The 18,946-nt window shown below is 62.2% G+C and carries 16 protein-coding genes; 6 read left to right on the forward strand and 10 right to left on the reverse strand.

Annotated features, from left to right (window positions below; translation table 11 throughout):
* Positions 1–186 (forward strand): FAD-binding protein (locus tag ISP14_RS15545; protein ID WP_404541533.1); only part of this gene is annotated, 186 nt, incomplete at its 5' end.
* Positions 187–286: 100 nt separating this feature from the next.
* Here ISP14_RS15545 and ISP14_RS15550 read toward each other — a convergent pair.
* From ISP14_RS15550 to ISP14_RS15585, 8 genes are all read right to left on the reverse strand, one after another.
* Positions 287–841, reverse strand: coding sequence for a D-glycero-alpha-D-manno-heptose-1,7-bisphosphate 7-phosphatase (locus ISP14_RS15550; RefSeq protein ID WP_404541534.1), 555 nt, complete (start codon positions 839–841; stop codon positions 287–289).
* A 6-nt stretch (positions 842–847) separates the two neighbouring features.
* Positions 848–1,555: a nucleotidyltransferase family protein gene (locus tag ISP14_RS15555; RefSeq protein WP_404541538.1), complete on the reverse strand. Its 708-nt coding sequence runs from the start codon at positions 1,553–1,555 to the stop codon at positions 848–850.
* Positions 1,542–2,141 carry a D-sedoheptulose-7-phosphate isomerase gene (locus tag ISP14_RS15560; protein WP_404541540.1) on the reverse strand — a complete coding sequence of 200 codons (600 nt, stop codon included), beginning with the start codon at positions 2,139–2,141 and terminating at the stop codon, positions 1,542–1,544. The genes ISP14_RS15555 and ISP14_RS15560 overlap by 14 nt, the downstream gene beginning before the upstream one ends.
* Positions 2,126–3,058: a GHMP family kinase ATP-binding protein gene (locus ISP14_RS15565; protein WP_404541543.1), complete on the reverse strand. Its 933-nt coding sequence runs from the start codon at positions 3,056–3,058 to the stop codon at positions 2,126–2,128. The genes ISP14_RS15560 and ISP14_RS15565 overlap by 16 nt, the downstream gene beginning before the upstream one ends.
* Positions 3,059–3,245: 187 nt before the next feature.
* Positions 3,246–8,033 carry a glycosyltransferase gene (locus ISP14_RS15570; protein ID WP_404541545.1) on the reverse strand — a complete coding sequence of 1,596 codons (4,788 nt, stop codon included), beginning with the start codon at positions 8,031–8,033 and terminating at the stop codon, positions 3,246–3,248.
* 11 nt (positions 8,034–8,044) lie between these two features.
* Entirely contained in the window at positions 8,045–9,334 is a 1,290-nt protein-coding gene (locus ISP14_RS15575; RefSeq protein ID WP_404541548.1) for an ABC transporter ATP-binding protein, read from the reverse strand.
* Between the two features lie 76 nt (positions 9,335–9,410).
* The gene (locus tag ISP14_RS15580; RefSeq protein ID WP_404541725.1) at positions 9,411–10,205 is read right to left on the reverse strand and encodes an ABC transporter permease; all 795 of its coding nucleotides are present in this window, start codon (positions 10,203–10,205) and stop codon (positions 9,411–9,413) included.
* 93 nt (positions 10,206–10,298) lie between these two features.
* Positions 10,299–11,462 (reverse strand): cystathionine gamma-synthase, encoded by a 1,164-nt coding sequence (locus ISP14_RS15585; RefSeq protein WP_404541550.1) that lies wholly within the window; start codon positions 11,460–11,462, stop codon positions 10,299–10,301.
* Positions 11,463–11,645: 183 nt separating this feature from the next.
* On the opposite strand from ISP14_RS15585, the gene rfbB reads away from it, so the two are divergent.
* The 5 genes from rfbB to ISP14_RS15610 are packed head-to-tail and all read left to right on the forward strand — an operon-like array spanning position 11,646 to position 16,478.
* Positions 11,646–12,695, forward strand: a complete 1,050-nt coding sequence (rfbB, locus tag ISP14_RS15590; protein ID WP_404541552.1) for a dTDP-glucose 4,6-dehydratase — start codon at positions 11,646–11,648, stop codon at positions 12,693–12,695.
* Positions 12,692–13,576: a glucose-1-phosphate thymidylyltransferase RfbA gene (gene rfbA, locus ISP14_RS15595; protein WP_404541555.1), complete on the forward strand. Its 885-nt coding sequence runs from the start codon at positions 12,692–12,694 to the stop codon at positions 13,574–13,576. Before rfbB ends, rfbA begins: the two co-directional genes overlap by 4 nt.
* Positions 13,573–14,130: a dTDP-4-dehydrorhamnose 3,5-epimerase gene (gene rfbC / locus ISP14_RS15600; RefSeq protein ID WP_404541557.1), complete on the forward strand. Its 558-nt coding sequence runs from the start codon at positions 13,573–13,575 to the stop codon at positions 14,128–14,130. Before rfbA ends, rfbC begins: the two co-directional genes overlap by 4 nt.
* The gene (gene rfbD, locus ISP14_RS15605; protein WP_404541560.1) at positions 14,127–15,062 is read left to right on the forward strand and encodes a dTDP-4-dehydrorhamnose reductase; all 936 of its coding nucleotides are present in this window, start codon (positions 14,127–14,129) and stop codon (positions 15,060–15,062) included. The genes rfbC and rfbD overlap by 4 nt, the downstream gene beginning before the upstream one ends.
* A 3-nt stretch (positions 15,063–15,065) precedes the next feature.
* Positions 15,066–16,478, forward strand: a complete 1,413-nt coding sequence (locus ISP14_RS15610; RefSeq protein WP_404541563.1) for a mannose-1-phosphate guanylyltransferase/mannose-6-phosphate isomerase — start codon at positions 15,066–15,068, stop codon at positions 16,476–16,478.
* A 57-nt stretch (positions 16,479–16,535) separates the two neighbouring features.
* On the opposite strand, the gene ISP14_RS15615 is transcribed toward ISP14_RS15610, so the two are convergent.
* Positions 16,536–17,276: an SURF1 family protein gene (locus ISP14_RS15615; RefSeq protein ID WP_404541564.1), complete on the reverse strand. Its 741-nt coding sequence runs from the start codon at positions 17,274–17,276 to the stop codon at positions 16,536–16,538.
* A gap of 183 nt (positions 17,277–17,459) precedes the next feature.
* On the reverse strand, positions 17,460–18,791 hold the full coding sequence (locus tag ISP14_RS15620; RefSeq protein WP_404541568.1) for an MFS transporter: 1,332 nt from the start codon (positions 18,789–18,791) through the stop codon (positions 17,460–17,462).
* Positions 18,792–18,946 lie beyond the last annotated feature (155 nt).

Genomic DNA, 18,946 nt, shown 5'->3' on the forward strand with positions numbered 1-18,946 from the left:
CCCGAACTGTACATGGCCATCGGCATCTCCGGCGCCATCCAGCACCTCACCGGGATCAAGGACGCAGGTACCATCGTGGCGATCAACAAGGATGGCGAGGCGCCGATCTTCGAGGTGGCCGACATCGGCCTGGTGGGTGATTTGTTCACGCTGCTGCCGCAACTGGAACAGGCGCTCGGCAGCTGAGCCGGTCCGCCGGCGGTGGGGTTCGCGGATTCGAGATCCGCGACCTGTCCGAGAGTATGAGCTCATCGTTGCGCGGAGCCGCCGCCGGCCCGCGCCATGGTCACAGATCTTCCAGCCGCCGCCGGGCCTGCTCCAGCGCGTCGAGGGGAACGACATCGCCCCGTTTGTCGACGCTATCGTCCCGGCCATAAAGCCATAGGTTGCCGATGCCTGCGGAGCGCCCGGCTTGCATGTCGGACATCTTGTCGCCAATGAATATCGAGGCAGCGAGATCGATCCCCTCGTCTTCGGCAGCCCTGAGAATCATGCCCGGCATAGGCTTGCGGCAATCGCAATCGACCCGGTATTGACCGATGCCTTCGGAAGGATGGTGCGGGCAATGGTAGACGCGCGACAGGCTCACTCCGCGCTTCGCGAACTCGGCGGACATCCACGCCATGTACGCATGGAACTCCTCCTCGGAGTAATAGCCCCTGGCGATGCCGGCCTGGTTCGTCACGATGACGATGATGAATCCGCGCGACTCGGCGGTGCGACAGAGATCAAAGATCCCGTCGATGAATACGGTGCGCTCGGCGCTGCAGACATAACCGTAGTCGACGTTAATCACACCGTCCCGATCGAGGAAAAGTGCCTTCTTGCTTGCGTCCGTCATATCCAGTCAGGCACTTTCCGCACCGAGGCACGACTGGGCCAGCCGATAATCTTCCGGCACCCCGATGTCGATGAAATCATGCGTTCCTGTAAAGGCCGCCATCCGGCTGGAGCCCGTCATGAGCGCGAGGACGTCCGTCTCGAATGAGAACTTCCGTGCCTGCGGAAATGCGCTCAGTGCCGTGCGCCGCACATAGTATGTTCCCGCGTTGATGAAGCCCGGACCCGAGCCGCCTTTCTCCGTGAAACGCTCGATGCGCGCTCCGTCCGTCTCGACGGTGCCATAGCGCCCGACATCGGGAACCTTGGCCAGAGCGACACCGATCTCGGCCGATTGCGCTGCCGAGAATCCGGCGAATGCCGCGTAGTCGAGGGAAAGAAAGGTGTCTCCGTTCGCCACGAAGAACGCGTCGCCCATGACCGACGCCGCCGCATGGACGATGGCCCCGCCGGTGCCGAGAGGCTCGCTCTCTTGCACGTAGACCAGTTCCATCCCACGCCAGGTGCGCCCCAGCGCTTCGGGCAGTATTTCACCCATGTAACCCGTCGCGAAGATCACGCGTCGCAGGTCCTGCTGGGCGAATACGTCCAGCAGGTATGCGAGGAACGGCCGCCCCCGCACGGGGGCCAACGGCTTGGGGACATCGCTGACCACGTCGCGCAGCCGGGTTCCGAATCCTCCGGCCAGGACCACGATTTCCTCAGGCACGGCCATGTTCGAACATCTCGCTCTCGATGAGTCCGCAGATCAGGTGTCCCAGGAATTCATGCCCTTCCTGGATCTTCGGAGTCTCGCCCGACGGCACGCGTATGCAGTGGTCGCACTCGTTCGCCATGTCGCCGCCGCCGGCGCCGGTAAAGCCGATCGAAACGACCCCGCGCTCCCGGGCGGCGTGCACGGCGCGCAGGATGTTCTTCGACTTGCCCGACGTGGAGATGGCGAACAGCACGTCCCCTTGCTGGCCAATCGCCTCGACCTGCCGAGCGAACACGTAGTCGTAGCCGTAATCGTTGCCGATGGCGGTAAGAATGCTGGTGTCAGTCGTCAGCGCGATGGCAGGAAGGCCCGGCCGATCGAAGTAAAAGCGGCTGACCAATTCGCCTGCCCAGTGCTGAGCATCCGCCGCGCTTCCCCCATTCCCGGCGAACATCAGCTTGCGCCCCTGCCTCAGCGCATTGACCGATATTCCCACCACCTCGGCGATCTGCGCGCGAAGAGCCAGGTCAATCGACATGGCCTTGAGCAGGTCTATCGATTTCGAGAACTCGGAGTCAACGTGGTCGTTTAGCTGATTCGCCATGATGTGGCTCCGTGTTGAGTGAAGTGGAAGTCCATGACGCTCCCGCCCTGGCTGGTCAGTGCGCGGACGAGCGGAATTCGGTGTTCTGGATCGCAGACGAACATGATGAAACCGCCGCCACCGGCACCGGACACCTTGGCAGCGCGGGCGCCGTTGGCGTACGCAAGTTGCTCGACCGACTCGATGAGCGGATTGGTGATGCAATCGGCTGTCTGCTTCTTAGCTTCCCACCCCGCCATCAGGGTCTTTCCGAAGGCCGTGAGGTCGCCCCTGAGCACGGACTCCTTCATTTGCACCGCCTCGGTCTTGAGCCGGTGCATCGCGTCAATCGACGACTGCTTCTGCTCGCCGATATTGCGCGACTGCTGGTCGATGATGTCCGCGGAAGCCCTGGAGACCCCGGTGAAGTAAAGCACCAGCGAGGCTTCGAGCTCCGCCCATACCCAGTCCTTCACTCGCAACGGATTCACGATCACCCGCTCTTCGGCGTAGAACTCCATGAAATTGAAGCCGCCGAATGCCGCCGCGTATTGATCCTGCTTGCCGCCCGCCAGCCCGAGGTCCTTGCGCTCGATTTCATACGCCAGGTGGGCAACCTCGTACTCCCCGAGCGGAAGCTGGAAGAACTCCGCGAACGCCTGCACCAGCGCCACCACCATGGTCGACGATGAGCCGAGACCGGACCCCGGCGGCGCATGAGAGAACGTCTTGACGTCTACTGGCCGTCCGCGCCCCCCCAGGAAGTCACGGACGATCCGTGCATAGACGCCTTTCGCCAAGCGCATGCCACCGTCGAGCTTCAGGTCGTCGCAGTGATGGGACTCCGAGATATCGACGTCGATACCCTGGAACGTCACCTGGTCCTTCTGCCCGTCCTTGACGACTGCGTAGGCATACTTGTCGATGGTCACGTTCATGACCTGTCCGCCGTACACGTCGCAGTACGGTGACACGTCCGTCCCGCCACCCGCCAAACCGAGCCTAAGCGGTGCTCTAGCCCTAACCAACACGCTCATCGATTCAATCTCCACACAGCTTCGGCAGTGGTTCCTGGCAATACGTCACCCACAGCCCAGGAGTCCAGCGAACGCTGACGACAAGGGATCACCGTGGCTTCCGCGCCACGAAGGCGAACTGCTCTCCTCCCAGGTAGGCGAGATCACGCGACCAGTAGCAGATCGCCTCGGCCTCTTCGAAGCCGACCCGCTTCAGTTGCTCCAGCATGTCCCAACCGAAGTAGCGGAAGCACAGGGCACCATTTTCAGGATCCACCGGATTTCCATGGTATTCCGGCTCCATCAGGTGCTCGATCGCGCCATCCTCGCGCAGGATCGCCCGCGTGATCTCCGTCGGGCTGATCGACGAGAAGGGTGCGGTAAACAGCAGGACACCGCCCGGCGCCAGGGTCCGGCAGCACTCGCGGAACGCCGCTTCGGCATCGGGCACATGCTCGAGCACGTCAAGCGAAACAATCAGATCGAACGAAGCGTCCGCAAAAGTCAGCGACGTCAGGTCCTCATGCCGAATGCCGTTGACCAAGCTTCCTCGGGCATGCTCAGGGCCAAAAAACTCGGTGCCGGTGACGTTGCTGAAGTTCTCTTCGAACCACTGGTACTGCCGGGTCGTCCGCTCCGTAAGGTAGATGCGCGAGGTCTGTGGCACATGCAGGACATGATTCACCAGCTGCATGATGCCGCGGGCCCGATTGATGAAACCGCACTTGACGCAATCGAGGTGTTCGCGCCAGTTGGGGATCGGTCTTCCGGTCGGCGTGGTCTGGCAGGAGTACATGAAGCTCACCCTGAACTGGCTCGCATCGTCGCAATTGATGCAGTGGCCATCGACAAGGAAGCTCTCCTCGTCGACAGGGATGAGGCCCAGCTCAAGTTCGGCGCGGCGTGCCCTTTCATTCTCTGTGCGCTGCAGGTGCCGCAGGTAGGCCGAATAGGACCCGATGCGCTCGAAGCCATAGTCGTTGGTGCGCAAGCCGGTCTGTTTGAGCAGGCGGCCGAGATGTTCCTTGCCGGCCTCCTCCGTGTACAGCATGTCGACCTTTTGCATGCCATTCACCGAAAGCCCGGACCAACACTGTCGATCTGAATAGGCCTGCACGACGAGATCGGCGAATTCGGACACAGCATCCGATACCAGCACCTCGGTGCCGGCTTCGAACCCCATGCCCTCGAAGGCGATGGTCGTACCTACCACAGGCACACCCGCGATCATCGCCGTGGCTACCTTGCCCTTCACGCCCGCGCCGAACCGGAGGGGAGCCACGGACAAGCGGACCTTCGCGAGCAGGCTATCGAGGTCTTCCACGAAGCCGACCACCCTGACGCCGGGGATATCCCCCAAGGCCACGACTTCCGGAGGCGGGAAGCTGCCGACGATAAGGAACTCGACGCCGGGCAACCGCGGGCTGACCAGCGGCCAGATTTCGCGGCAGAAGTATTCCATGGCGTCGACATTGGGAAGGTGGCGATACCCGCCCACAAACATGATGCCGCTGCGTTCATCAAAGCCAGCGATCTTCTCCGGCTTGCCGGAGGTGACGAGCGGTACCGGCAGGTATCTGATGTCGGCCCCTGGCGCATCCAGCGAAAGGATCTCCTTCTCCACCGGACTGACCACGATGGTCACATCGGCCGTATTGATGATGTTGAGCTCAAATTCCTTGGCCGCCAGCGCCTTTGCGCGAAGCTCATCCGAATCTTCGTGCTCGGCATGTCGGGTATCGCGGAGATAGTGGAGGTCCGCCGTCTCCAGAACAAACTTGGCGTAAGGTGCGTAGCGCTTGATGTCGGACATGTAGAGGGCCGCCACGGGAGCGCGGAACACCATCACCAAATCGTAATCACAACCGTACTGGCGCAGATGCGATGCCATGCTTCCCACGACCGAGCGGTCCAGGCAGCGAATGCCCAGCGCTTCAAGTCGATCACTGTATTTGCCCAAGTACTCCAGATCGCTAGGAACGAAAGTCACGTCATAACCGAGTTCGACAAAAATCTTCAGAAACCCGAACGTGGTCACCGAACCCGCATCCTGGTCGGGACGTGGCGTCGACCAATCCACAAACATCGCACGCTTGACAACATGAGAAGCGTGAGGCTTGGGAGTCCACTCCTCCTCGCGGGCGACGTTGTCCGAATACGTCATGGACAGCGTAGAAACCTTTTCACGCACGCCCTTCAGGCCACGCTCGCGGTAAATGCGCCAAGCTTTCCTGGCCACCTGAGCTGGCCCTCCGGCGTCGCGAATGACATCAGTCGCAAACCGGCGAGCCGTATAGCCTGACTCCAGGGCCTCCCCCGCCGCCACCGTCCCCGCGACCTGTACCGGTTCGTTGCCGACCTGCTGAGCCGTGAGCGTCGCGCCCTGTGGCGTGTGTTCGTTCCTGCCGCTCGCGCCATTCCAGCTGAACGAATAGGGGAACTTCGCGTATGCCAGATGATCGTTGCCGAAGACGCGGTTGCGGTACTCATCAAGCAGCAGCTTGAGGTCGCCGATGTTGTCTGTGTTCAGCTGCCAGCTGTGCCTCGAAAACACGGCCGTGTCCTCCAGCTTGTTGCCGGAGAAATGGACGAATCGCAGGCGCTGTCCATTCACCAGCCACGTATCGTCCCGCAGCGTCACCTCTCGTTGTGGCAGGTTCCAGTACGCCACGTTGTAGCCGGGATGATGGAGGATGTGCGTGTTCTCGATGAAAGACGGCAGAAGGTCCGCCCACTTTTGATCGACGAACAACCCCTCCTCGGGACGAATCACACATTCGAATTCCAGCCTGCGCTCCCACCATCTGACGATCTCGCGCACGCGGGCGGTGTTGCGCAGCGCCACAAAGCCCAGGTTGTAGATCCCGAGCTGAAGCATATGGATGTCCGTACGCTCGGTGTTCTCCGCTGGATGCAGGATATGCGGGGTGAGCACCGCCTCGGCCCCCTTTGAAAGGGCATCCGTCACTTCCTCCAGGGGGCTGACGACGAGGATGTCGGGGTCGAGGTAAACGACCTTCTCGAAGCCCCTTCTTTCGAACAGGTACGTGAATACGAAAGGCTTTATCGCGGTATTGAATTCCGTGATGTTGTACCGACGCCCCATTTCCTGATAGTCGACGATGTCCAGCTGGTCCAGCTCCACCAGCTCGAACGGCAGGCCGCTGACGTCATAGCCCTCGCCGCGCTCGTCGCACAGAGCGACAAACAAAGCTGCGTCCGGATGCTGGGCGCGTACCGAGTCCGCGAGCGTTCGCGCATAGGCCGTGAAATTCCGCGAGCAGATCGTGAAGAATGCCAGCCGCCCCGCACCGTCGAAAGGAACGGGCCGCACCGGAGGTCGGGGCCGAGGCTGGGGCGCTTTGGCGAGCGGATTGCTGGTTGTGTTGTTCTTTGCAGCTATGGGCCGGGCAGCCGGCTTGCGCTTGAAATTCTTCCATGACTTGTACGCGTTCGTGTTTCGCAGAACGGGCGAAAGCCCGCGAAATACCGCCCCCTTCACTGCCAGCTTCGCGTCCACCGAGAGAGGAAGACTGTTGTAGGTCGCCTTGACGCCACGACCCAGTGCCGCACGCACCTGATTGGGGAGCGTCTTCTTGCGGGCCCAGCGCAGCGGCGCAGTGATGCGCCAACTGGTCGAATTCAGCAACTCGTCGATGTACTTGTCACTCGCCAGTAGCGCCTTCTCGAGCGTCTCGCTGCGAATATCGGCCGAGTTGAGCAGCTCTTCCGCGCGGCGTTCACTGTCCAAGAGCTCGCTGTCAGCGCGTTCGACCAGCCTGCCGATCATCTCCCCCTGGGCGGCAAGCTGCGTGCTGGCCGTTTCGATCAGTGCAGTCAACTGTTTAAGCTTTTCGTCCTGGTTCACGATGAGCGTTTGTGCGGCACTTGCCGCCTCGCGTGCGGCATTGGCAGCTTCCACAGAATCTGCCACTTGACCGCGTATCGAGCTTGCAACCGTATCAACCGCATTGACGATCGATTCCGCGTGCTGCGCCCTCTCTTCGGCCTGAGCCTTACGGGAGACCAGATCGATGATGGGCTCGGCATATATCTGCGAGGCCGCTAGGTATTCAGCATACAGCTCATGTACCTCGCGCCACTCGCCCTCACCGCGCGAGATGCGGCTGCAGATTTCATATAGCTTCTCGACCAACCCTGGCAATTGCGGTCCATCAACCGCAGGGGAGCTACTGTCGGCAGCACTGAAATGCCGCTCGCTTGTTTCAAGGAAGTCGTCGATCTCCGCACCGGCTTCATCAAATCCACGCGGCCAATCAACCTGCAGCTCGCCGGCCACGCGCGCCATGGATCCACGCCAGTCTTCGAGCAACTGGTCATAAAGTAGAACGCTCCTAGGACGATCGCCGGTGGCGCACTCGGCTTCTAGCAAGTGCTGCATCCAAAGCAGGTACGAGTGTCCCGGTACCCAGCGATCGCGTACGCGCAGCGATTCCGCTACTTCGAGCGGATTGCGCACCACTAGCAATACCGAAACGTCGATATCGCACCGTTGGGCCGCTTCCAGCCAGAGCGGCGCAAGTCGGCACATCCGTGGATCCTTGATCGCCCAAACCGGACTATCGCCAAAGTCGCGCTCAATCAGGCTTGCAAACGTTGCCACGGCTTGTCGCGCAACCGGCGAGCTCTCCCAGCCGGAAGGCATCTCGCGAATGTCATGCCATGTGCGGCCAAGCTCGGTGAGCAAGAGATCATCGAGCTGATTGGCTTCGAAATGTTCCCAGAATCCCTTCCTGTTATCCGGCGCGGGATCAACCAAGGCCGGGCCTAGGTTCGCCCCGAGCAGATTGACGACGCGTGTCGTGGCAGAGGTGCCACTACGGTGCATGCCGAGTATAAAAATACCCTTTTTCCGGGAACGCGAATTTTCACTCATGGTGACTAATCTCATGCCTTCGCACTGCGGAACGACGGTTGAATGTCAAAATTGATCAAGCCGGTGGCGAGGCGCTCTGGGTCGTAAATGACACGAAACATCGCAACATCGATGCAGCGGCCCAGATACCCTTCCTCCTCACCAACTCGACCTACGACGCCCGCATTCAGGAAATAGGTGCCCGCGGCGAGATGCGCGCGGAAGCGAAAGCGCACCTCGAATTCCTGGCCACTCTCCACGACTACGATTGAGTCGGTCAAAGTGGAAGATGCCCCCCCGCCCAACTCAAGGCCGGTGACCGTCTTGATCATCATGCCGAAACGCACCGCCGAAGCCGACTGGCGAAACACAACATTGTAAATGTAAACGTATTCCCTATCCGCCTTGACTACGTTGACGCGCTTCCCGCCAGGCGTCTCCAGCCGAACGCCCGTAATTTCGGCGCCTAGCGACTCGTAGTGGAGCGTGCTTTGCGGCACCATGCTTTCGTCGAAGAACAACTCGTCCTGTTCTTCCAGCTCTCCGCTTGAGGCGGACGGAGCCATCTGCCGCACTTCCACGGACACCGGGTCCTGCTTGACTGGCGCACCGGATACTCCGCATTCCGCACGAATTTCCGCCCGAATGGCTTCGAGGCGATCGGCGGGTGCGTAAAGCATCTTCTGATAACGGGAGACGATAGCCTTGGGCGCACCGATGCCGAGCAGCTCGCCACGGTCGAGCAGGACAGCTCTGTTGCAGAGCTCCGTGACCACGCTAGCCGAATGGGAAACAAATAGAATCGTTGCCCCATTTTCGCGGATCGCATTGATGCGGGCAAAGCATTTGCGCTGGAAAGCCTCATCACCGACCGACAACGCCTCATCGACCACGAGAATATCCGGCATCACATTGATCGCTACCGCAAAGGCCAAGCGGACGTACATGCCGCTTGAATAGCTTTTAACCGGTTGATCGATGAAGTCGCCGATATCTGCGAAAGCAGCGATATCGTCAAACCTGTCCTCGATCTCTTGCCGGGTAAGCCCAAGCACCGTGCCATTCAAGAAGACATTTTCGCGCCCGGTAAAATCAGGATTGAATCCTGACCCCAGCTCAAGCAACGCAGCCACACGACCGCGTACATCTATGTCCCCACTCGACGGCGCAAGCGTTCCACAAATCATCTGAAGCAGCGTGGATTTACCAGATCCATTGCGACCAACAATACCGAGCGTTTCGCCGCGAGACACCGAGAAAGTTACATCCCTAACCGCCCAGAATTCGCGAAACCAGCGGCTTTTCTCACGACGAGACAGCATCTGGAATAGCCTATGATGCGGCCGATCATAGACTGGATATACCTTACTCGCCCGATTAATCTGAATGGCAACTTCGTTACAAGACATCCGCAAACCCTCGCCTCGTTGCGCGGAACCATCCATAGCCAGCATATGCAAATACCGTCGCCCCGCAGAAATAAATGAAAAGGCCAAACCAGTTCGGGCTTTCGTTCCAAAGCGTAACGAGTCGCGCCTCATTAATTATGAAGGTCAAAGGGTTTAGGTATAGGAGCTTTTGATACATAGGCGGCAAACTGGACAACGGAATCATTGCGGACGACATAAAGAGAGCTGCCATCGACATGACGCCGGTGACTTGCCCTATATCGCGAAAATAAACTCCAAGTGCCGCCAAAGACCAAGCCAATCCCGCCGTAAGCATCACAAGAGGCAAAACAACGACCGGCAAGAAAACTATGGTCCATGAGAATTCATGATCCATGACAAGCCTTAGAAGAACAAAGACAACAATATTCATGGCCATATGGAACAAAGCCGAAAGCATCATTGGCCACGGAAGTATCTCGAGCGGAAAAACCACCCTCTTCACGAAGTTAACATTCCCGGTAACTAGTTGCGGGGAACGATTCAGGCATTCGGCAAAATATCCATGCACAATCAATCCAATAAAAAGAATTATGGTATAACTGTCATGCTGCCCCGCCGTCTCCTGCCAGCGCCCTCTATAGATATTGCCAAAAGCGAACGTATAGACCATCAGCATCATAAAAGGGCTTATCAGGGACCACAGAAGCCCAAAGCTTGCTCCTCGATACCTTCCCAATACATCCCGCTTAGCCAGCTCCATCGTTAACGATCTATAGGTCGTTAAGAATGAGAATGGCGCCATGAGTCTGCTTGTTCCCGACACTCTCACATTGCCATTCAAATTTTCGGCCATAGTCGATTTACCCTTCCTGCCAATTGTCATTTTCAACTTCTTTCACGCAAGTGCTTCGGCAAGCTCGGAAAGTAAATCACTCACATCTTCCACCCCCACAGACAACCGCACCAATCCATCGCTAATGCCCAGCCGCTTGCGGTTGGCCGCAGGCACCGAAGCATGAGTCATGATGCCCGGATGCTCGATCAGGCTTTCCACTCCGCCCAGCGATTCGGCCAGCGCGAACAATTCGCAGCGCTCAAGCATGCGACGTGCCTTCTTCAGCCCGCCCTTCACCTCGATGGTGACGATGCCGCCGAAGCCGTGCATCTGTCGCTTCGCCAGCGCGTGCTGCGGGTGGCTCTTCAGGCCCGGGTAGATCACGCGTTCCACGGCCGGGTGTTTCTGCAGCCACGCCGCCAGTTCCAGAGCGCTGGCACAGTGCTGGCGCATGCGCAGATGCAGAGTCTTCAGGCCACGCATCGCGAGGAAGGCATCGAACGGACCGGCAACGGCACCCACAGAGTTCTGCAGGAAACCCATCTGCTCGGCCAGTTCCTTGCTGTTGGCGACGACGATGCCGCCGACCATGTCGGAATGGCCGTTAAGGTACTTGGTGGCGGAATGCAGGACCAGGTCGGCGCCGAACTCCAGCGGACGCTGCACCATCGGCGAACAGAAGGTGTTGTCGACCACCAGGATCAGGCCGTGCTTCTTCGCGAAGGCGGCGACCTTGGCGAGGTCGACCAGCTTCAGCATCGGGTTGGTAGGCGTTTCTGCCCAGATCATCCGGGTATTCGGCTTCAGCGCCGCTTTGAGCGCAGCCATGTCGTTCAGGTCTATGAAACTGAAATCCAGCCCCGCGGAGCGGCGGCGCACCCGCTCGAACAGACGGTAGCTGCCGCCGTAGAGATCGTCCATCGCGATCACGTGGCTGCCTGAATCCAGCAGGTCCAGCGTGGTGGCGGCAGCCGCCAGGCCGGAGGCGAACGCGAAGCCGGCCACACCGCCTTCCAGATCCGCCACGCAGCGCTCGTAGGCCATGCGTGTAGGATTTTGCGTGCGCGAATACTCGTAGCCCTTGTGCCTGCCGGGGCTCTCCTGCACGTAGGTGGAGGTGGCGTAGATCGGCGTCATGATCGCGCCGGTCGAGGGATCGGGATGCTGGCCGGCATGGATCGCGCGCGTTCCGAGTCCGTGGCTGGCGGCGTTCTTCTTGGGCATGGGCAGGCAACCGGGCTGGGCGGCAGCCGCCGGTGGCCGGCTGCCGCGTGAAAGGATCGTGCATTGTACCCGCGGGACCGACATTTGCCTTAACCAAGCCCCGAACGCCGCATGCTGGCGTATTTGAGTCACGGGGAGAGCATGCAAAAATGGAGCTTTGTCGCCACACGGATCGCGCGCCCCATGCAAACCCTCCTCGTCACCGGCGGCGCCGGCTTCATTGGTGCGAATTTCGTGCTGCAGGCGATGGCCGACGGCCTTACCGTGGTGAACCTCGACAAGCTCACCTACGCCGGAAACCTCGACACCCTCGCTACGTTGAATGGCAACCACCGTCACGTGTTCGTGCAGGGCGATATCGGTGACCGCGCTCTGGTGGCCAGGCTGCTGGCCGAACATCGGCCCGACGCAATCGTGAACTTCGCCGCCGAGTCTCACGTGGACCGCTCCATCGACGGCCCCGCCGAGTTCGTGCAGACCAATGTCGTGGGTACGCTTGGCCTGCTGGAATGCGCCCGCGACTACTGGCGCGGTCTGGACGATGCCGCACGCGAAGCTTTCCGCTTCCTGCATGTCTCCACCGACGAGGTCTACGGCTCGCTAGGCGAGACCGGCATGTTCACGGAGACCACACCGTACGCGCCGAACTCGCCCTACTCCGCGTCGAAGGCCGCGTCCGACCATCTGGTCCGCGCCTTCCACCACACCTATGGCCTGCCAGTACTCACCACCAACTGCTCGAACAATTACGGGCCGTTCCAGTTCCCCGAGAAGCTGATTCCGCTGGTCACCGCCAAGGCGCTGGCGGGCGAATCGCTGCCGGTATACGGCGATGGTCTGAACATCCGCGACTGGCTGTTCGTGGGCGACCACTGCAGCGCGATCCGCCGCGTGCTGGAAGCCGGCCGCGTTGGTGAGACCTACAATGTGGGCGGCAACGCCGAGCGCACCAACATCACCGTGGTGAAGACGATCTGCACGCTGCTGGACGAGCGTCGCCCGCTGGTGGATGGCCGCAAGCGCGAGTCGCTGATCACCTACGTGAAGGATCGCCCCGGCCACGACCGCCGCTATGCGATCGATTCTTCCAAGCTGCAGCGCGCGCTGGGCTGGAAGCCCGCGCAGACTTTCGAGAGCGGTATCGCCGCCACAGTCGATTGGTACCTCGCCAACCAACCGTGGGTGCAGCGCGTGCTCGATGGCAGCTATCGCATGGAGAGGCTGGGCGCATGACGACCAAGGGCATCATTCTCGCCGGCGGTTCCGGCACCCGCCTGCACCCGATCACCCGCGCGGTAAGCAAGCAGTTGCTGCCGGTCTACGACAAACCGATGATCTACTACCCGCTGGCCACCTTGATGCTGGCCGGCATCCGCGAAGTGCTGGTGATCAACACCCCGCACGAACAGGCGATGTTCCAGCGCCTGCTGGGCGATGGCTCGCAGTGGGGCCTGGACATCCACTACGCAGTGCAGCCGTCGCCCGACGGCCTGGCCCAGGCCTTCACCATCGGCCGCGATTTCGTCGCCGGCAAACCCAGTTGCCTGGTGCTGGGCGACAACATCTTCTACGGCCACGGCTTTACCAAGCGATTGCAGCGCGCCGCAACGCGGGAGCATGGCGCCACCGTGTTCGGCTACTGGGTGAAGGACCCGGAGCGCTACGGTGTGGCCGAGTTCGACGCCGCGGGCAAGGTCGTCGGACTGGAAGAAAAACCGACGCAACCGAAGTCGCACTACGCCGTTACCGGTTTGTACTTCTACGACAGCAGGGTCTGCGACTACGCCGCCTCGCTCAAACCCTCGCCACGCGGCGAGCTGGAAATCACCGATCTCAATCGCTGCTATCTCGACGACGGCTCGCTGCATTTGGAGCAGCTCGGCCGCGGCTTCGCCTGGCTGGATACCGGAACGCACGAGTCGCTGATGGAAGCGGGCAACTACATCGAGACCATCGAAAACCGCCAAGGTCTCAAGGTCTGCTGCCCCGAGGAGATCGCCTATCTCAACGGCTGGATCAACGCGCAACACCTTCTGGCGCTGGCCGCACCGATGGCCAAAACCGGCTACGGCCAATATCTGCAACAACTCGCAAAGGAGGGCGTGGCCCGATGAAGGTAATCGAGACACGCTTGCCCGGCGCCGTGGTGATCGAACCACAAGTCTTCGGCGACGCCCGCGGCTTCTTCTACGAGAGCTACAACGAGGCGAAGTACCGCGAGGCCGGCATCGACCGCCGCTTCGTGCAGTCCAACGTGTCGCGCTCGGCACGTGGCGTGCTGCGCGGCCTGCACTACCAGTGGCCGCACCCGCAGGGCAAGCTGGTCAGCGTGCTGGAAGGCGAGGTGTACGACGTGGCGGTGGATATCCGCCGCGGTTCGCCCACGTTCGGCCAGTCGGTGGGGGTGATGCTCACCGCCGACAACCATCGCCACTTCTGGGTGCCGGAAGGTTTCGCGCACGGTTTCTGTGTGCTGTCCGAATTCGCCACCTTCAGTTACCAGTGCACCGCGCTGTATGACCCGAAGGCCGATGCCGGCATCCGCTGGAACGATGCCGCGCTGGGTATCGACTGGCCGATCAGCGAGCCCCTGCTGTCGGACAAGGATGGCAAGACGCCGCTGCTCGCCGAGGTGCCTGCCGATCGCCTGCCGACATACGCCGCATGAAGATCCTGCTGATCGGTGCCAACGGCCAGCTCGGCCGCAGCTTTATCGAGGATGGCAACTTGGCCGCGCGCGGCGAACTCGTCACCGCCAGTCGCGATGGCCAGCGTTTCGACGGTGCCACCATCGAAATCGCCGATCTGGCCATGCCGGAATCCCTGCCCGCCCTGCTCGACCGGCTGCACCCCGACGTGATCGTCAACGCCGCCGCCTACACCGCGGTGGATCGCGCCGAACAGGAAGAGTCGCTGGCCACCCGCGTCAACGGCGAGGCCGTGGGCGTACTGGGTCGTTGGGCTGCCTCGCACGGCGCGCTGGTGGCGCACTACTCCACCGACTATGTGTTCGACGGCGCGGCCAACGCACCCTACCCCATCGACGCGCCCACCGCGCCGCTGGGCGCCTACGGCCGCAGCAAGCTAGCCGGCGAACAGGCGCTGCGCGACAGCGGAGCGGCTCATTTCATCTTCCGTACCGCCTGGGTGTACGCACCGCACGGCAACAACTTCATGCGCACCATGCTGCGCGTGGGCGCCGAGCGCGACGAACTGCGCGTGGTGGCCGACCAGATCGGCGCGCCTACCAGCACGGCGCTGATCGTCGCCGGCACACTGGCCGCGCTGGATGCCTGGAGGGCGGCCGACACAGCGCAACGCGACGCACTGATCGGCACCCATCACCTGGTCGCCAGCGGCCACACCAGCTGGCACGGTTTCGCCGCAGCGATCTTCGATGAAGCACACGCCCGCGGCTTGCTCCCGCGCGTGCCGCGCGTCACCGCGATCACCACGGCCGACTATCCCACGCCAGCCAGGCGTCCCGCCTGGTCGGTGCTGGACAATACGGGCTTCCAGCAACGCTTCGGCTATGCTCTGCCCGATTGGCAAGCCGGCTTGCACGGCGTGCTCGATGCGCTTACCCGTCAGGCACACTGAATCATGCTCATTCCCCTGATCCTCAGCGGCGGCAGTGGCACCCGCCTGTGGCCCGTCTCGCGCAGGAACCTGCCCAAGCAATTCCTCTCGCTGGCCGGCCACGGCACGCTGTTCCAGCAGACCGTTGCACGCACGCGGGAGCTTCCCGATGTGGCGGCGCCCATCGTGGTCGCCAGCGAGGATCACCGCTTCCTCGCCGCCGAACAGTTGCGCGAAGCCGGTATCGATGGCGGCGCCGTGGTGCTGGAGCCGTTGGCGCGCAATACCGCCCCGGCGATCGCGCTTGGCGCACTGGAAGCGCTGAAGCACGATCCCGACGCGCTGCTGCTGGTGCTGCCAGCCGACCATCTGATCGGCGACACCCATGGTTTCGTCGACGCGGTGCAGCGCGCTCTGCCGGCGGCTCGGCAAGGCTGGCTGGCGACCTTCGGCATCCGCCCGGACCGCGCCGAGACCGGCTTCGGCTACATCCGCCGCGGCGCAGCCCTCGATGAAGGCGCATTCCGCGTCGAGCGCTTCGTGGAGAAGCCCGACCTCGCCACCGCCGAGGGTTACCTTGCCGATGGCGGCTACGACTGGAACTCCGGCATGTTCCTGTTCCGTGCCGACCGCTATCTGGAAGAGCTTGGCATGCACGCACCGGCCATGTTGGCCGCCGTGCGCGCTGCGCACGCCGCCGCGCACGCCGACCTCGACTTCGTGCGCGTGGACAAGGAGCTCTTCGCCAAGGTACCGGAAGATTCCATCGACTACGCGGTGATGGAAAAGACCGCACGCGCCGCGGTTATCCCGGTGAGCTGCAGCTGGAGCGACATCGGCTCCTGGTCGGCGCTGTGGCTGGCCGGCGAACGCGATGCCGAGGGCAACCTGCGCGAGGGCGACACGCTCGCCGTCGATACGCGCAACTCGCTGCTGCGCTCGCACGACCGCCACCTTATCGCCACCGTGGGCGTGAACGATCTCATCGTGGTCTCCACGCCCGATGCCACTCTGGTGGCGCACCGCGACGCGGCGCAGGACGTGAAAAAGGTCGTCGAACAACTCAAGTCCGCCAACCGCAGCGAACACTCTTTCCACCGGGTGGTGCATCGCCCCTGGGGCAGCTATGACTCGCTGGAAGCCGGCGAGCGCTTCCAGGTGAAGCGCATCGTGGTGAAGCCCGGCGCCAGCCTCAGCCTGCAGAAGCACCACCATCGCGCCGAGCACTGGATCGTGGTCTCCGGCACTGCCGAGGTCACCTGCGACGACCAGGTATTCCTGCTCGGCGAAAACCAGAGCACCTACATCCCGCTGGGCAGCAAGCACCGCCTGCGCAATCCCGGCAAGGTGGCGCTGGAGCTGATCGAGGTGCAGTCCGGCAGCTACCTCGGCGAGGACGACATCGTGCGCTACGACGACGTATACGGTCGCGCCTGAGCAAGCAGCTGCTAGAGGTTTCGTATCACGACGCCAGCCGCAACCGGCTGGCGTTTTTCATGGCGAACGGCGCCGGCGCTTGCGCAGCCGATACTCGTCCCGTGCCACGTAGACCCCCGCACCCAGCACCATCAGCGCCAGCAGGTACCAGGTGATCAGGTAGTTGAGATGGCTGTTCGGGAAATGGATCACCGTCATGCCGCCGCGCGGCCATTCGGATGCGGTCGCGCCTGACGCGGCATCGGCATCCACGAAATAAGGAGCCACGTCGACCAAGCCGCGCGCCTTAGCGATCGCCGCCACGTCGCGCGTATACCAAGTGTTGCCGGTGGGGTCGTTGTGGCGGAACAAACCGGAGGGTTCGCTGATCCGCAACAGGCCAGTCACCGTGACCTGGCCGTCTGGCGCAGCCGGACAATGCCCCTTGAGATCACACCAGCCGTCCGGCGCAAAGCCGCGGTTCACCAGCACGATGCTGCCGTCGTCGCGACGCAAGGGCGTGAGTATCCAGTAGCCACTGCCGGCATCGGTTGCCGTCCATACCCGCGTCTGGCTATCACTGAGCCAGGTGCCCGAGAGTTGCACATGGCGATATTCCGCGTCGGCCGCGGTGATGCTTGTCCAGTCCGCCTGGACGGGCGCCGGCACCGGCGGTGCATGCACGCGCTCGTTGACATGGGCGATCAGCGCTGCCTTCCACGCCAGTCGATGCACCTGCCAGGTGCCCAGCGCCACGAAGCCGGCAAACAGCACCAGCCCCAGCAAGGCCAGCAGGCCCAGCGCCAGCGGGCCACGCATATTGCGCTCATTCGGATCTGCTGGAATGTCTGTGTCTGGCATGGCCGCGCATGATCGCATCAAGCACAGAACGACGGAAGCCGCGCAGGCGCTGGCGCACGGCGAGTGCCTTTGCGTCTCCATCGAAAACGACAAGGCCCGCGCGATGCGGGCCTTGTCGTCTTGTCGCTACACGCGAATACGTCAGTCGTCGGGAAGGCCGCCGGAGCGCCGGCTGATCCACAAAGCGGCAAGCGTGCCGACCGCGCCCGAAAGCAGGTACAGGCCCACGTAGGGAACCCCGGCATATCGGGCGAGCGCCAAGGCTACCAGTGGCGCAAAGCCCGCGCCGATCAGCCAGCCCAGATCCGAAGTGATCATGGCGCCGCTGAAGCGGAACTCCGGCAGGAAGTTCGAACTCACCGCACCGGCCGCCTGCGCGTGGGTAAACCCAAGCAGGGCGTAGCCGAGGATGATGAACAGAAAACTGTTCACGCTACCGCCCGAGAGCAGCAGCGCGGTCCATCCGCTATAGACCGCGATCAACACGGCGCCCGCAGCCAGCGTGGTACGACGGCCAAAATGGTTCGCCACCACGCCGGACAAGAGCATGCAGGGCAAGGCCACGAAGGCGCCGACGATCTGCACCACGAGGAAGCTGACCACCGACTGCTGCGTGAAGAGCAAGGCCCACGACAGCGCAAAAATCGTCACCAGGTGGAACATCGCGTAGCTTGCCAGCGGGGCGAAGGCGCCCAGCGCGATGTTGTGGCCCTGCGAACGGGTCAGCTCGCGCATCGACGACGGCTCCAGGTCGCGCTCCTTGAGCTGCTCCGCGTAGCGCGGCGCCACCACCATGCGCAGGCTGGCAAACAGGGCCACCACGTTGATCGCAAATGCCGCAAAGAAGGGATAGCGCCAGCCCCAGTCGATGAACTCCTGGTGCGACAGGCTCGACCATATGTAGGCAAACAGCGCCGCCGCCATGATGAAGCCTATCGGGTCGCTCAACTGCGGCAACATGCCGTACCAACCGCGCCGGCTCTTGGGCGCCTTGAGCGCCATCAGCGAGGCCAGGCCGTTCCAGCTGCCGCCGAGCGCGAAACCCTGCCCGAAACGCAGCACCGCCAGCGCCAGGATGGCGGACCACCCCAGCGTCGCGTATCCAGGCAGGAACGCTGTGCCGGCAGTCGCCATACCGAGCAGGAACAGCGCGATGGTCAGCTTGGTGGGGAGGCCGAGATGGCGCTGCAGCACCAGGAAGAACATGGAACCCAGCGGCCGCGCGATGAAGGCCAGCGCGAAAATCGCAAACGAGTAAAAGATCCCGTCGATCTCGCTGGCGAAGGGAAAAAACACCGCGGGAAACGCCAGCACGCAGCCGATGCCGAACACGAAGAAATCGAAGGACTGGCAGGCGCGCCCGACCATCACACCGACGGCCAGGTCTCCCGGCGTCATCTGCTCCGCATGGGAGCTCGCGCCGTGCGCATCAAGGACCGAATCGGGGAGCGACTGGGTACTGCTGGTTGGCATGGCAATTCCCTGGCGACGATCGTGCGAGATTTGCTGGACAGACCGGCTGCGGTATCGCGCAACGGGGCAGCCGATTTCACAAAGCCACCACGAGATCCCATTGCAGCCCCGGCCAGGCTTGGACGCATCGAGCCGGCCGGGAAACACGTGTTGCG

This window comes from Dyella agri, assembly GCF_044904705.1.
Taxonomy (GTDB): domain Bacteria; phylum Pseudomonadota; class Gammaproteobacteria; order Xanthomonadales; family Rhodanobacteraceae; genus Rhodanobacter_A; species Rhodanobacter_A agri.

Bases quoted from the DNA above. Each gene is read 5' to 3' on its own strand.
- ISP14_RS15550 (WP_404541534.1), bottom strand. From the start codon at position 841: ATGACGGACGCAAGCAAGAAGGCACTTTTCCTCGATCGGGACGGTGTG.
- ISP14_RS15555 (WP_404541538.1), bottom strand. From the start codon at position 1,555: ATGGCCGTGCCTGAGGAAATCGTGGTCCTGGCCGGAGGATTCGGAACC.
- ISP14_RS15560 (WP_404541540.1), bottom strand. From the start codon at position 2,141: ATGGCGAATCAGCTAAACGACCACGTTGACTCCGAGTTCTCGAAATCG.
- ISP14_RS15565 (WP_404541543.1), bottom strand. From the start codon at position 3,058: ATGAACGTGACCATCGACAAGTATGCCTACGCAGTCGTCAAGGACGGG.
- ISP14_RS15570 (WP_404541545.1), bottom strand. From the start codon at position 8,033: ATGAGTGAAAATTCGCGTTCCCGGAAAAAGGGTATTTTTATACTCGGC.
- ISP14_RS15575 (WP_404541548.1), bottom strand. From the start codon at position 9,334: ATGCTGTCTCGTCGTGAGAAAAGCCGCTGGTTTCGCGAATTCTGGGCG.
- ISP14_RS15580 (WP_404541725.1), bottom strand. From the start codon at position 10,205: ATGGCGCCATTCTCATTCTTAACGACCTATAGATCGTTAACGATGGAG.
- ISP14_RS15585 (WP_404541550.1), bottom strand. From the start codon at position 11,462: ATGCCCAAGAAGAACGCCGCCAGCCACGGACTCGGAACGCGCGCGATC.
- rfbB (WP_404541552.1), top strand. From the start codon at position 11,646: ATGCAAACCCTCCTCGTCACCGGCGGCGCCGGCTTCATTGGTGCGAAT.
- rfbA (WP_404541555.1), top strand. From the start codon at position 12,692: ATGACGACCAAGGGCATCATTCTCGCCGGCGGTTCCGGCACCCGCCTG.
- rfbC (WP_404541557.1), top strand. From the start codon at position 13,573: ATGAAGGTAATCGAGACACGCTTGCCCGGCGCCGTGGTGATCGAACCA.
- rfbD (WP_404541560.1), top strand. From the start codon at position 14,127: ATGAAGATCCTGCTGATCGGTGCCAACGGCCAGCTCGGCCGCAGCTTT.
- ISP14_RS15610 (WP_404541563.1), top strand. From the start codon at position 15,066: ATGCTCATTCCCCTGATCCTCAGCGGCGGCAGTGGCACCCGCCTGTGG.
- ISP14_RS15615 (WP_404541564.1), bottom strand. From the start codon at position 17,276: ATGCGTGGCCCGCTGGCGCTGGGCCTGCTGGCCTTGCTGGGGCTGGTG.
- ISP14_RS15620 (WP_404541568.1), bottom strand. From the start codon at position 18,791: ATGCCAACCAGCAGTACCCAGTCGCTCCCCGATTCGGTCCTTGATGCG.